This is a genomic window from Bradyrhizobium sp. AUGA SZCCT0177 (assembly GCF_018130125.1).
GTDB lineage: Bacteria > Pseudomonadota > Alphaproteobacteria > Rhizobiales > Xanthobacteraceae > Bradyrhizobium.
Genome location: NZ_JAFCMA010000018.1, coordinates 102,199 through 115,375 on the forward strand (window position 1 = coordinate 102,199; position 13,177 = coordinate 115,375).

At 62.7% G+C, this 13,177-nt stretch carries 13 protein-coding genes; 11 read left to right on the forward strand and 2 right to left on the reverse strand.

Going from position 1 to position 13,177, the window contains the following annotated elements:
- The first annotated feature begins 75 nt into the window (after positions 1 to 75).
- Positions 76 to 414 (forward strand): phasin family protein, encoded by a 339-nt coding sequence (locus JQ597_RS21575; protein WP_212034912.1) that lies wholly within the window; start codon positions 76 to 78, stop codon positions 412 to 414.
- 155 nt (positions 415 to 569) lie between these two features.
- Here the strand turns inward: JQ597_RS21575 and JQ597_RS21580 are convergent, their stop codons facing one another.
- Entirely contained in the window at positions 570 to 1,931 is a 1,362-nt protein-coding gene (locus tag JQ597_RS21580; protein WP_212266228.1) for a TadE/TadG family type IV pilus assembly protein, read from the reverse strand.
- 498 nt (positions 1,932 to 2,429) lie between these two features.
- On the opposite strand from JQ597_RS21580, the gene clpS reads away from it, so the two are divergent.
- From clpS to JQ597_RS21595, 3 genes are all read left to right on the forward strand, one after another.
- On the forward strand, positions 2,430 to 2,762 hold the full coding sequence (clpS, locus tag JQ597_RS21585; RefSeq protein ID WP_192733729.1) for an ATP-dependent Clp protease adapter ClpS: 333 nt from the start codon (positions 2,430 to 2,432) through the stop codon (positions 2,760 to 2,762).
- A gap of 271 nt (positions 2,763 to 3,033) precedes the next feature.
- The gene (gene clpA / locus JQ597_RS21590; RefSeq protein WP_212266230.1) at positions 3,034 to 5,448 is read left to right on the forward strand and encodes an ATP-dependent Clp protease ATP-binding subunit ClpA; all 2,415 of its coding nucleotides are present in this window, start codon (positions 3,034 to 3,036) and stop codon (positions 5,446 to 5,448) included.
- Between the two features lie 214 nt (positions 5,449 to 5,662).
- Positions 5,663 to 7,270, forward strand: a complete 1,608-nt coding sequence (locus tag JQ597_RS21595) for a sensor domain-containing diguanylate cyclase (protein WP_249148084.1) — start codon at positions 5,663 to 5,665, stop codon at positions 7,268 to 7,270.
- 33 nt (positions 7,271 to 7,303) lie between these two features.
- Here the strand turns inward: JQ597_RS21595 and JQ597_RS21600 are convergent, their stop codons facing one another.
- Positions 7,304 to 7,678: a PilZ domain-containing protein gene (locus JQ597_RS21600; protein ID WP_212266232.1), complete on the reverse strand. Its 375-nt coding sequence runs from the start codon at positions 7,676 to 7,678 to the stop codon at positions 7,304 to 7,306.
- 207 nt (positions 7,679 to 7,885) lie between these two features.
- Here JQ597_RS21600 and JQ597_RS21605 point away from each other — a divergent pair, with 207 nt between their 5' ends.
- The 7 genes from JQ597_RS21605 to tsaA all read left to right on the forward strand — a co-directional run bounded on the left by JQ597_RS21605 (position 7,886) and on the right by tsaA (position 13,172).
- The gene (locus tag JQ597_RS21605) at positions 7,886 to 8,878 is read left to right on the forward strand and encodes a lytic transglycosylase domain-containing protein (RefSeq protein ID WP_212266234.1); all 993 of its coding nucleotides are present in this window, start codon (positions 7,886 to 7,888) and stop codon (positions 8,876 to 8,878) included.
- A 32-nt stretch (positions 8,879 to 8,910) separates the two neighbouring features.
- The gene (locus tag JQ597_RS21610; protein WP_212266236.1) at positions 8,911 to 9,912 is read left to right on the forward strand and encodes a phosphotransferase; all 1,002 of its coding nucleotides are present in this window, start codon (positions 8,911 to 8,913) and stop codon (positions 9,910 to 9,912) included.
- 104 nt (positions 9,913 to 10,016) lie between these two features.
- Complete coding sequence (locus tag JQ597_RS21615; protein WP_212266238.1) at positions 10,017 to 10,448, forward strand: nuclear transport factor 2 family protein; 432 nt, start codon at positions 10,017 to 10,019, stop codon at positions 10,446 to 10,448.
- A gap of 106 nt (positions 10,449 to 10,554) precedes the next feature.
- The gene (locus JQ597_RS21620; protein ID WP_212266240.1) at positions 10,555 to 11,292 is read left to right on the forward strand and encodes an AzlC family ABC transporter permease; all 738 of its coding nucleotides are present in this window, start codon (positions 10,555 to 10,557) and stop codon (positions 11,290 to 11,292) included.
- Positions 11,289 to 11,645: an AzlD domain-containing protein gene (locus JQ597_RS21625; protein ID WP_212266242.1), complete on the forward strand. Its 357-nt coding sequence runs from the start codon at positions 11,289 to 11,291 to the stop codon at positions 11,643 to 11,645. The genes JQ597_RS21620 and JQ597_RS21625 overlap by 4 nt, the downstream gene beginning before the upstream one ends.
- Positions 11,646 to 11,705: 60 nt before the next feature.
- A complete protein-coding gene (locus JQ597_RS21630) occupies positions 11,706 to 12,677 on the forward strand; it encodes a Bug family tripartite tricarboxylate transporter substrate binding protein (RefSeq protein WP_249148088.1) in 972 nt (323 codons plus the stop codon).
- 3 nt (positions 12,678 to 12,680) lie between these two features.
- On the forward strand, positions 12,681 to 13,172 hold the full coding sequence (gene tsaA, locus JQ597_RS21635) for a tRNA (N6-threonylcarbamoyladenosine(37)-N6)-methyltransferase TrmO (RefSeq protein ID WP_212212375.1): 492 nt from the start codon (positions 12,681 to 12,683) through the stop codon (positions 13,170 to 13,172).
- Positions 13,173 to 13,177 lie beyond the last annotated feature (5 nt).

Here is a 13,177-nt window from a genome sequence, read left to right on the forward strand (position 1 = left end):
CTATAAGGGAGGGGTGGTCAGGGAGCCGGGACCTCCCGGCGATTAATTACATTCAGTCTGGGAAAGGACTCCAAGATGGTCAAGGTTGAAGACATTCAGAGCTACGGAAAAGAGCATCTCGAAACGGTCGCCGCGTCCGCGAGCAACCTGCAGAGCGGTGTTCAGGCGATTGCGACCGCTTATGGCGACTACGCCAAGAAGTCGTTCGAAGACACCAAGTCGTTTGTTGAAAAGCTGTCCGGCGTGAAGTCGGTGGACAAGGCGATCGAAGCCCAGACCGAATTCGCCCGCTCGTCCTACGAGACCTTTGTCGCCGAGACGCAGAAGATTGCCGGCCTCTATACCGATCTGGCCAAGCAGACCTTCAAGCCCTACGAAGGCCTGGTCGCGAAGTTCGCTCCCGCCACGCACTAAACTCTTTGTTTGACACGTTTTCTTTACGCGAATCGGTATCCACTTCGCTCGAAAACGCTTTAAGCGCTGCGCCAAACCTTCCAAAACAAAAAGCCCGGCCGTTACGGCCGGGCTTTTTTCGTTTTGCGTTGTTGTCCTGCCGGTTGCGGCGGCGGTTATTTCGCGACGCGCAGTTTGGAGAGCGACGTGCCGATTGCGGTGAAGGCTGTCGCAATCTCGCTCGAGGAGGTCACGGTAGAGAACTTGTCGGCGCCGCTCGCGCAATATGCCAGAATGGCGGAGGTCGGAACTTTGCTGTCGGTGTTGACATGCATCGTGTAAATGATGACGCCGTTAGCCTTGATGTTGTCGCACTGGATTTTCTGGCGGGCGTCGATGGCGCCATCGAATTGGACTTGGCCGTTGCCGTATGACGGCCAGCGATCCTGGGTGTTCAAACCGTCGGACATCACGATCAGCACCTTCTTGTAGGTATAATTGGCATCTTCGGCCGGTGCATTGAGCGGCGCGCCCTGGGTGAGCGACTGCCATCCCCAGGCGAAGCCGATCGGCTGATTGGTGCCGCCGTTCGGAACAAGCGCATCAATCTTGGTCTTGAGCGCGGCGAAGTCGGTGGTGAGTGGCATCAACGCCGCTGGGCACGCATCGTATTGCTCGGCGTAGAACTTGGTTTGATAATCGGAGGTCGGCGTCGTGTTCTTGGTATCGTAGTCCTGATCGCGGTCGGTCACGCAGCCGTTCCAGTTATCGTGGTTCTTCGCCGTCCAGGTCCTGCCGGCCGATTCACAGGAGCTTTTTGTAGGATAGTTCCCGGAGTTCTTGCCGCTGCACTTGCCGTTCGCAGCCTCCCACTCGCTCCACTCGATCCACGACTGTTCGGAGTTGCTGGCGCCGACGTTGACGTCCTTGGCGAAGGGGATCAGCGAGATGTAGACGTCGCCGGTATTTTTCGCGAGGGCGCCGATCTGGTCGATCAGGGCTTTGGCGGCCGGCTGCATCGCGGCCATCTTGCCGGCGTCCTTCATCGATCCGGTGACGTCGAGCGCAAGCGCCACCCGCATGCGGACGTTGCCCCAGAGCGAGGTTGAACTGGTGTCGAAGCCGAGTTTCGGGAAGCCGGCGACCTTCATGAACTCTGTCGGCACGTTGCCGGAGCCATTGATCTTGATGGTCGAGCCCTTGCCGGTGTTGGCGGTATATTCCGCCGTGACCGTCACCTCCCTGGCATCGGTGTTGGTGTAGAGCGCCTTGAAATAGTCCTGCGCCTTGGTGTTGATATCCGAGGCCTTGATGGTTCCGTCCGCCAGGTCTTTCGCCACCATCAGGGCGGTGGAATCGAGGGCAGCCTGCATCGACGACCGGGCGCTGTTGGCACGGGTATAGTCGATCGCGGCGCCGACGAAGCTGATGATCGGCACGGCGGCGATGGCAAACAGAACCGCGATGTTGCCCTGATCGGCCTTGGCAAAACGCCCGGCGGCCTTACGAACCCGACTGAAAATGGCTGTATTGAGCATGGCTCTCACCGAAATAGTGGTTTCTAGCGGTATTTCGGCCTGGGCAGCTAAACAGGTGGTAAACTGGTTCCCGCAAAAACGGGTCAAAGCCCATGTATCGGCAAACCGGTGGCCAGAACTGCCTCCTATGCTCAAGGACCGCTAAACGGGCAGGGGCCTTCCTTTGTCAAATCCGACGGAAACGATTAACCTTGCCTGGATTGCCGGACCCCGGGATTCGGGCCGGTTGCGGGCGCGGCAGGGCAGCGTTGATGCGCTTGCGGTGGTCTGCAACTGGACCCATATTCCAATTGCCGATCCGCCGCTGGATCGGACCGGGAGCGGCGATCTGGAAAGCGTTGCTGGGTGCCTTGTGGTGGTCGTCTTGGGGCCTTCGCGAGCGTGCGATGATGCGCTGTCCGGTTTCCCATGGGAATGTCGAACGCCTGAGCCATGTTGCAGTTGAACTCCAAAGCCTATTCGTCCGCGCCGGCCGCGACAGCCGTCTCTGCTCCCCGGATGAGCAATGACGAAAACCGCAATGCAGGGACGAACGGTCCGTCGACCTCGGTCATCACCAAGGTCAAGCCGAAGACCAAGCGTCCGAATCTCTATCGTGTCCTGATCCTGAACGACGATTACACGCCGATGGAGTTCGTGGTTCATGTGCTGGAGAAGTTCTTCCAGAAGGACGCGGAAGCCGCCACCAAGATCATGCTTCATGTCCATCACCACGGTATCGGTGAGTGCGGCGTGTTCACTTACGAAATCGCCGAGACCAAAGTGACGCAGGTGATGGATTTTGCACGCAAGCATCAGCATCCCCTGCAATGCGTGATGGAAAAGAAATAGCCACTGCACCAGCCCCGACCGGCTAAAAGGCGACCGGCTAAAAGGAACGGGTCTTGCATTGTTCCGCCCTGGAGGAAGCAGGCGGCAACCCAGTAGTTTTTCGGGTTGGTTCTCGTGTCGCGGTGGTGCGAAAGTTTAGAGAAAAACCACTGTTCACGGAACCTGTCTTTCGCCACGATCGTGCGTAACTATATGACACGGGATGACGAAGGTTGTTGTTGCCTGACCGGGTAATGGCGATCATGATGACCGGGGGCCACAGAGGACGCGAATGCCAACTTTTTCCCAAAGCCTTGAACAATCCCTGCATCGTGCGCTGGCGATTGCAAACGAGCGGCATCATCAATACGCGACGCTCGAACACCTGCTGTTGTCGCTGATCGATGACTCGGATGCAGCCGCGGTCATGCGTGCCTGCAGCGTCGATCTCGACAAGCTGCGCACCAGCCTCGTCAATTATCTTGAGACCGAATTCGAAAATCTGGTGACGGACGGAGCCGACGACGCCAAGCCGACCGCCGGTTTCCAGCGCGTGATCCAGCGCGCGGTGATTCACGTCCAGTCGTCCGGTCGCGAAGAAGTGACCGGCGCCAACGTACTGATCGCGATCTTCGCGGAGCGCGAAAGCCACGCCGCCTATTTCCTGCAGGAGCAGGACATGACGCGGTACGACGCGGTCAATTACATCAGCCATGGCATTGCCAAGCGTCCCGGTGTTTCCGAAGCGCGGCCGGTTCGCGGCGTCGACGAGGAGACCGAGACCAAGGGCAACGAGGACGCCAAGAAAAAGGGCGAGGCGCTCGATACCTACTGCGTCAACCTCAACAAGAAGGCGCGCGACGGCAAGATCGATCCCGTCATCGGACGGAATTCCGAAATCAACCGGGCGATCCAGGTGCTGTGCCGCCGCCAGAAGAACAATCCGCTGTTCGTCGGCGAAGCCGGCGTCGGCAAGACCGCGATCGCCGAAGGCCTTGCCAAGCGCATCGTCGACTCGGAAGTGCCGGAAGTGCTGGCCGCGGCGACCGTGTTCTCGCTCGACATGGGTACGCTGCTCGCGGGCACGCGCTATCGCGGCGATTTTGAGGAGCGGCTCAAACAGGTTTTGAAGGAACTGGAGGCGCATCCGAACGCGATCCTGTTCATCGACGAGATCCACACCGTGATCGGCGCCGGCGCCACCTCCGGCGGCGCGATGGATGCATCCAACCTGCTCAAGCCGGCGCTGGCATCGGGCACGATCCGCTGCATGGGCTCGACCACCTACAAGGAATACCGCCAGCATTTCGAAAAGGATCGCGCGCTGGTGCGCCGGTTCCAGAAGATCGACGTCAACGAGCCGACGGTGGAAGACGCCATCGCGATCCTCAAGGGCCTGAAACCCTATTTCGAGGATTACCACCGGCTGAAATACACCAACGAGGCGATCGAGGCCGCGGTGCAATTGTCGTCGCGCTACATCCACGACCGCAAGCTGCCGGATAAGGCGATCGACGTGATCGACGAGTCGGGCGCGGCGCAGATGCTGGTGGCTGAGAACAAACGCAAGAAGACCATCGGCATCAAGGAGATCGAGACCACGATCGCGACCATGGCGCGGATTCCGCCCAAGAGCGTATCGAAGGACGATGCCGAGGTGCTCAAGCATCTCGAGCAGACCCTGAAACGCGTGGTGTTCGGCCAGGACAAGGCGATCGACGCGCTGTCGGCGTCGATCAAGCTGGCGCGTGCCGGCCTGCGCGAGCCGGAAAAGCCGATCGGTTCCTACCTGTTCTCCGGTCCGACCGGCGTCGGCAAGACCGAAGTGGCAAAACAGCTGGCGGCGTCGCTCGGCGTCGAGCTGATCCGCTTCGACATGTCCGAATATATGGAGCGGCACACGGTGTCGCGCCTGATCGGCGCGCCTCCGGGCTATGTCGGCTTCGACCAGGGCGGCCTGCTCACCGACGGCGTGGACCAGCATCCGCATTGCGTGGTGCTGCTTGACGAAATCGAGAAGGCGCATCCGGATCTCTACAACGTGCTGCTGCAGATCATGGATCATGGCCGGCTCACCGATCACAACGGCAAGCAGGTCAATTTCCGCAACGTGATCCTGATCATGACCACCAACGCGGGTGCGGCCGACCTCGCGCGCCAGGCCTTCGGCTTCACGCGCAGCAAGCGGGAAGGCGACGACCACGAAGCGATCAACCGGCAGTTCGCGCCGGAATTCCGCAACCGCCTCGATGCCATCGTCTCGTTCGCCCATCTCAATGCCGACGTCATCGGCATGGTGGTCGAGAAGTTCGTGCTCCAGCTCGAGGCGCAGCTGGCCGATCGCGACGTCACCATCGAATTGTCGGAGCCCGCCAAGGCCTGGCTGATCGAACATGGTTACGACGAGCAGATGGGCGCGCGTCCGATGGCGCGCGTCATCCAGGAGCACATCAAGAAGCCGTTGGCCGATGAAGTGCTGTTCGGCCGGCTGAAGGGTGGCGGCCATGTCCGCGTCGTGCTGATCAAGGACGAGGCCGAAGGCAGGGACAAGATCGGCTTCGAGTTCGTCGAAGGGCCGGTGATGCCGAAGCCGGAGAAGCTGCCCGGTGCGCGCAAGCGCGCCACGCCGCGGAAGCCGAAGTCCGGTCCCAATGGCGGGGGCGGCTCCAATGGGCCGGCCTCGCGGGGGCCGCTGGTCAAGGTCTGAGCGGCCAGGATTTTACGCATTAACGAAGCCGGCGCGTCGAAAGACCGCCGGCTTTTTGCTGGGCGATTGCCGGCTTCAATCGCCGGTCCGTTAACCGGTCGTTAGCATTGGGATGAAGCCGGCGTCCGCAGGAGCGCGGTCGGAACCATCAGGTTAAGCCAGTTTAGACCATGCGCCCGTTTAATCGGACCAGGCAAAACTGGAAAACGCTGTCATGTCCGAACAAAAACCGATGCCTCGAGGCCGGACCTTCCTGGCCGGCAAGATCATCTCCAATTATGGCCAGTCCACCATCGACTGCACCGTCCGCCGGATATCCGACACCGGCGCCGTGATCGAGGTGGAGAGCGTGCTCGGCATTCCCCAGCACTTCCATCTGATGATTCCGGGTGAGGGCGATCCGCAGCCGTGCAAGCGGTCGTGGCAGTCGGAGAAACAGATCGGCCTCGTGTTCGAGACGGCGGCAGACGTCAAGGCAGAAGCCGCAGAGGTCGGTCCCGAGGAAGCGAAGGGCGCCGATCAGATCATGCGTGGCCAGATGCTGGCGCTCCGTGCCGCGCTCGACGTGGTCGATGTCGGCGTTTTGTTGCTCGACGCCAACCTGAAATCCCAATTCATCAACCGCGCCTTCCGCCGCATGTGGGCTTTGCCGGACGAGGTCGCCGACCGCAATCCGGCTTTCGTGGCGCTGATGTATCACGGCCGCGACACCAGGGCTTACGAGATTGCGCCTGCAGAGATCGACGCTTACGTCGCCAACCGCGTTCGCCTGGTCAGGGAAGGCGACACCACGCCGCTCGATCTGCGCCGCACCAATGGTGACGTCGTCCGGATGCAATGCGCCAACCTGCCGAATGGCGGGCGGATGATCAGCTACACCTACGTGACCGACATTGTCCGTCACATGGACGAACTGGAAGTCTTGCGCGGCGCCCTCGACAATTTATCGGAAGGCGTCGTGCTGCTCGACAGCGATCTCAATGCGCAGTTCGTCAACCGCAAGATGCAACAATACTGGAGCGTCACCGATGAACAGGCTGCGCGCCGTCCCTCCTATGCATCGCTGCTCGCGAATTCGTCGCTGGCACCCGATCGCGGTTTGACGCCGGAAGAACTGGACGCTTTCCGCGCCGGCCGGGTCGCCGCTGTCCGGGCGGGCAACGAGCCGTTGCGGGATTTGCAAAGCACCGACGGCCGGCACATTCGGGCGCGTTGCTCGGTCCTGAAGAACGGCGGCCGGATGATCACCTATTGCGATGTCACCGATCTGGTTCACAACGCCCGGCAGATGGAAGAGCTGGCGACGATCGATTCCATGACGGGGCTGTACAACCGCCGCCATTTCATGGCGCTCGCTGCGGCGGAATGGAGCCGGTTTCAGCGCTACTACCGGCCGATCTCCGTGTTGATGATCGACGTCGATCACTTCAAATCGGTGAACGACCGCTACGGCCACGCGATCGGTGATGATGCGCTGATCGCGGTCGCCAATGCCTGCCTGGAGGGCAAACGCTCGTCCGATATCGTCGGCCGGCTCGGGGGCGAGGAATTCGCGATGCTGTTGCCGGAGACCGATCTCTATCAGGCGCGGATCGTGGCGGACCGGATTTGCAAGGCCGTCGCCGCCAGCACGTTGAAGGCTGACGAGGTCCATTTCAGGGTCACGGCCAGTATCGGCTTTGCGGCCGCGACCGTGAGTATGCCGGGATTTGAGGCCTTACTGAAAGCGGCCGATCAGGCGCTGTACCAGGCCAAAGATCAGGGGCGCAATCGCGTCGTTGGATGGTCGCCGCCGCCGGCGGCAAAGCTCGCCGCGGAGTGAGGCAGGACAGGCGCGCAAGGCGACGTCCAGCGGTCAGCGTTCTCCGAGCAGCTCGTTGATCCGGCGCTGAAGCTGCCGCTTCTTGATTTCGCTCTTGCGCAGCCGCTCCTCCAGATCGGAGACGGGCGCGGCCGGCGTTTCGCCGCTGAAGGCAAGGCCGACGAAATTATCGCGCCACCACACCACCTTGGCGAGGAAGGAGCGGCCTTTACGTGCGATGCGAAGCGAGATCTGTTCCCTCGGCGAGATCTGTTCCCTCAGAAGGTCGGCGGTATTGCTGAATTCGACGCTGGCGCCCTTGTCGGAGATGTTGCGAACGATGCATTCACGGCTCGCGCCGTTCTCGCCGATTTCCGCGACGCCGCCGTAAATCACCTTGTCGCGCGCGTTCTCGCGTCGGTCCTGCATCGATATCTCCCAGTCAAAGGAAGACTTTTACGCCGCTTTATCGGCCGCGAAAGGCTTTGGCCGGCAAAAAGCGGCGTTAACGTAAACTAACATCGGCCGCGATGGCGGCGATTCAGGGCTTTACGTGGCCCAAACATGGTTACGCCGCGCTCTGGAACCGACAGCGCCGGGCCGCTATTAAGTACCTTCGATGGAAATCAGACGGCAATGCGAACAGGTCAGGGTCTCCGCGCCGGGTTGAGCTTGCTGGCGATGCTGGCGTCGCTTGCGCAGGCTGTCGCCCAGGACGCGACATCCGCGCCGACCGACCCCGCGCGGCCGGGCGTCGAGGAACCTGCGAAACAGCCGGACGCGGCAGCTCCAGAGAAGCCCAAGGAGACCGCGCGCGAGAGCGATACGCGCGAGGCGCTGTGCCTGATGGTGGAATCGGCGGCGAGGGCGGCAAACCTGCCGCTGGAATTCTTCGCGCGCGTGATCTGGCAGGAGAGCCGCTTTCAATCCGACGCGGTGGGGCCGATGACCAGGAGCGGCCAGCGCGCGCAGGGCATTGCGCAGTTCATGCCGGGAACCGCGAACGAGCGGCGACTGCTCGATCCCTTCGATCCCGTGCAGGCATTACCGAAATCCGCCGAGTTCCTCAGCGAGTTGCGCGATCAGTTCGGCAATCTCGGCCTCGCGGCGGCGGCCTATAATGCCGGCCCGAGGCGGGTGCAGGAATGGCTCGCCGGCACGGGATACATGCCGCAGGAAACCCGCAACTATGTCGTCGCCATCACCGGCTCAACGGTCGAGGAGTGGGCAACCGCAGGACGGAACGGCAAGATGCCGGAAGCCGCACCAGCCTCCAGTTGCCGCGAACTGATGGCCTTGCTGAAGCGCGCGCCCAATCCCTTCGTGACGGGCCTCGAACAGCGCATCACGCTCTCGGCCGCGAAATTGTGGGGTGTGCAGCTCGCCGCTGGCTTCAACCGCGACAAGGCGCTGGCCATGTATGCGCGCGCGATGAAGCGACTCAATGCTGTGATCGGCGACCAGGACCCGAGCCTGCTCAGCGCGCGGCTGCGCACCCGCGGCAGCAGCCTGTTCTACCAGGTGCGGATTGGCGCGGACACGCGGCCTGCGGCCGATGATCTCTGCAACCGCATCCGCCGAGCCGGCGGGGCGTGCTTTGTGCTGCGAAACAGGGGCGTGCCGGGGTGACCGACCGCCTTGGCGCGCAGTAAGGTACATTCATGAGCAAAGACGGTTTCGACGTGTTCTCAATAGCCCATCGCGAGACCGCGCGCTCAGCGCTCGCTGCCGCCTTTGGCTCGGCTCCGGTCGGCGCGATCACGGCGATGACAGGTGGGGCGACGACGGCATCGGTCTATCGTGTCGAAGTAGGCCAACGGCGCTATTTGCTGCGGATCGAGGGCGAACCAAGCCCGCTGCGCAATCCGCACCAATATGTCTCGATGCGTATCGCGACGGAGGCGGGGATTGCTCCTGCCATTCGCTATCTCGACGAGGCGGCCCGTATCGTGGTGATCGACTTCGTCGAGCACCAACCGCTGAAAACCTATCCGGGCGGGCCGCCCGCACTGGCGCAGGCGCTGGGAGAGCTGTTCTCGCGGGTGCAGGCCACCGCGGTCTTCCCCTATTACGTCAACTATGGCGACATCGTCGCGCGCCTGTTTGCGCATGTGCGGCGGACCGGCCTGTTTGCCGCCGGCGTGCTTGATGCGCATGTGGAGCGTCTCGAACTGCTCCGGGAGGCCTACGACGCAGGCGCGTCCAGGCTGGTCTCCAGCCACAACGATCCCACTCCGAACAACATCCTGTTCGACGGCGAACGGCTCTGGCTGATCGACTGGGAATCAGCCTGTTGCAACGATCCCCTGGTCGATGCGGCGATCGTGCTCAATCAGTTCGCGCGTTCCCAGGAGTTGGAAGATGTGCTGCTCACGGCCTGGTTCGGCCGCGCGCCTGACGAGGCGCTTCTTTCCCGGCTGGCGTCGGTCCGCGCGCTCACCTGCCTTTTTTATGCGGGCGTCATGTTTAGCGCGTCGGCCGCGGCGTCATGGACGAAGGACGACACCGATCTTTCCGCCCCAACTCCCGAGCAGTTCCGCCTTGCGATCGACGAAGGACGGCTCATACGCGGTGCGGTCGGGACCCGGCACATCCTCGGCAAGATGTACCTGGCGTCATTCCTGTCCGGCGTTGCTGCGCCGAAACTCGAAGGCGCCGTCTAGCCTTGCCGAAATTCACCGGGCGAATGGCGACTATATGATCGATCGATTGGACGAATAGACCCCGTCTCGGGCATGTCAGTTGCACCCCGCAACGGAGAATTCAAATGGGAACCATCGAGAACAAGGACACCATCCGGCGCATTTATCAGGCGCTGGAGACCGGCGATCGCAGCGTGTTCGGCGCGTCCGTGCACCCCGACTATGTCTGGCGCTTTCCGGGCCACAGCAGCTGGTCGAAACGCTTCTGTGGTCAGGAAGAGGTTCGCACCAAGCTGCTGAAACCGCTGTTTGCGCTGTTCGCGACCGAGTATCGGGCACGCGCCATCAATCTGGTCGCAGAAGGCGATTACGTGGTGGCCGAAGTGCGCGGCGACGTGCAGACCAAGCGCGGCCAGCGCTACAACAATGAGTATTGCTTCGTGTTCAGGTTTCGCGGCGACAAGATCGCCGAGGTGGTCGAATATTGCGATACCGATCTGGAGGAGCGCGTGCTCGGCAATTACGATGACGCCGTCAGGCAGATGGCGGCGTCGTAGGGCCACGGACCGGCGGCTGCATGCCAGCCCTGAGGCGGGCCTCGCTTGACGCCGCCTTGTTTCACCGCCGTTATGCCCGACAGGATTCACCCCCGGCCGGCTATACGTGGCGCTACCTCCGCTCGACTCCCCGAAATGGCAAAGCCCGTTGCGCGCCTTCGCTTGGGGCATGCGCTCGGTCGTCACCACCGTGCTGACGCTGGTGCTGTTTGCGACCTATCTCGGCATCGGCGCGCTGGCCCATGACAGCCATTTCAGCCTGGGCTGGGTGCTCGGCAGCACGGTTCTGGTCTGGGCGGGCCCGGCGCAGATCATCCTGATTACGACGCTGGGCTCCGGGGCGACCGTGGTGCAGGCGGCGGTTGCGGTCGCCGTCAGTGCGATCAGGTTGTTTCCGATGGTGGTGTCGGTGCTGCCCTTGATGCGCATGCCCGGGACCAAGCGCCGTCATCTGGTGCTCGCGGCGCATTTCATCGCGGTTACGCTGTGGGTCGAGTGCTATCGGCTGTTGCCGCTGGTGCCGCGCGCGCGGCGCATCGCATTCACGCACGGGCTCGGCTGCGGCCTGCTTTCCGTCTGTCTGGTCGCGACCGCGCTTGGCTACGGCCTGGCCGCCAATCTGCCGGCGCTGTTCGCCGCCGCGATCCTGATGCTGACGCCGCTGGCGTTCCTGCTCTCGACCGCGCGCAACTGCCGCCAGCTATCGGACGTGCTGGCGCTGGTGCTTGGGCTCGCGCTGTATCCGCTTGTCGCGACGCTGCAGACCGGCGTCGACATCCTGATCAGTGGCATATCGGCCGGCACGATCGCTTACGGCGCGTACTGGTGGCGGGCGCGCGCATGAACGATTGGTTCGCAAACTTTCTGGGTGACCCTCACGCGCTGCTGGTGCTTGTCATCGCGGGTTTCCTGCCCAACGAGGTCTGGCGCATGCTCGGGCTGTGGCTCGGCGGCGGCGTCGACGAGGGCTCGGAAGCGCTGATCTGGGTGAGGGCGGTGGCGACCGCGATCCTCGCTGGCGTCATCGCGCAGATCCTGGTGCAGCCGCCGGGCGCGCTCGCGAGCGTGCCGGACTGGCTGCGTTATGGCGCGGTCGCCGCGGGCTTTGCGGTGTTCATGCTGACGCGGCGCTCGATCTTCGCCGGCGTCGTTTCGGGCGAGGTCGCAATGGTGGCGGGAAAATGGTGGCTCGGTTGATTGCAGCCGCTGCATAATCCGGTAGTGTCCCTTCAACTCAGAAACGGCAAGGGGAACGGCATGAATTGGCGCGCAGTGGCGGCTATGGCCTTTGGTTTGGTTGCAGCCGCGCCGCAAGGGCAGGCAGCCGAATATCCGACCCGTGCGATCAAGCTGATCGTGCCGTATGCGGCGGGCGGTCCGACCGACGTGCTCGGGCGCATGGTCGGCGAATATCTCAGCCGCGACCTGAAGCAGCCGGTGGTGATCGAGAACAAGGCCGGCGCGCAGGGCGCGATCGGCGCCGAGGCCGCGGCGCGGGCCGAGCCCGACGGCTACACGCTGTTCTTTACGGCGGCATCGATCTTCGTGCTCAATCCGATGCTGTACAAAAAGCTGCCCTATGATCCGCAGCGGGATTTCCGGATGCTGGCGCTGATCACCGATCTGCCTGTTGTCATGGAGGTCCATCCTTCCGTGCCGGCCAAGACGGTGGCGGAGTTCGTGGCTTACGCCAAGCAGAATCCCGGCAAGCTCAATTTCGGATCGGCCGGCACCGGCGGCACCATTCATCTCGCCGGCGAGATGTTCAAGCAGATGGCCGGCGTCGACATGGTTCATGTCGCCTACAAGGGCGCGGGCCCTGCGCTGACCGATCTGATATCGGGCAATATCCAGTTGATGTTCGACACGCTCGGCACCGCGCTGCCGCCGGTGAAGGGCGGGTTGCTGCGGGCGCTCGCGGTGAGCTCGGCGCAACGCATCCCCGATCTGCCCGACGTTCCGACCATGGCCGAAAGCGGTTATCCCGACTACGGCGTCAGCGTCTGGTACGGCGTTTCAGCATCGTCAAAACTGCCTGACGATATCGCGCGAAAAATCACCGCCAGCCTCGACAAGGCGCTGGCCGACGATGCGTTCCGCGCTTCGCTGGAGAAGGTCGGCTTTCCGCCGCTGCGTCCGCGCAGCCAGGCCGAGATTGACCAGTTCATCGCAACCGATCGCGCGCGCTGGGCGGGTGTGATCAAGGCGCTCAACATCTCACTGGATTAGGATATGGTTCGGGAAAGTGAAATCCGCGAAGGCGAACTCGCCGTCGATATGCCACCGGCGCGCGACGCCGGCCTTGTCTTCATCGGGCGCATCCGCACGCCCTGGAAATCGCGGCTGGAAACCCCGCGGCAGGGCCGTCACGACGGCCCGGTCTGCCGGCTGGAGATTTTCGAGCCCTGGGTGCCTGCGATCAAGGGCGTCGACTTCTATTCCAATCTCGAAGTGATCTACTGGCTGCACCAGTCGCGACGGGACCTCGTGCTGCAAAGCCCGAAGAACAACGGCAATACGCGCGGCGCATTCTCGCTGCGCACGCCGGTGCGGCCCAATCCGATCGGCACCTCGATCGTCAAGCTGGTCGGCGTCGAAGGCAACGTCGTGCTGGTGCGCGGCCTCGATTGCCTCGACGAGACGCCGCTGATCGACCTCAAGCCAGATCGCTGCGAGTTCACGCCGCTGGCGCCGCCGCAGGCAGGGGATTTCGAGACGGAGTGATTCTC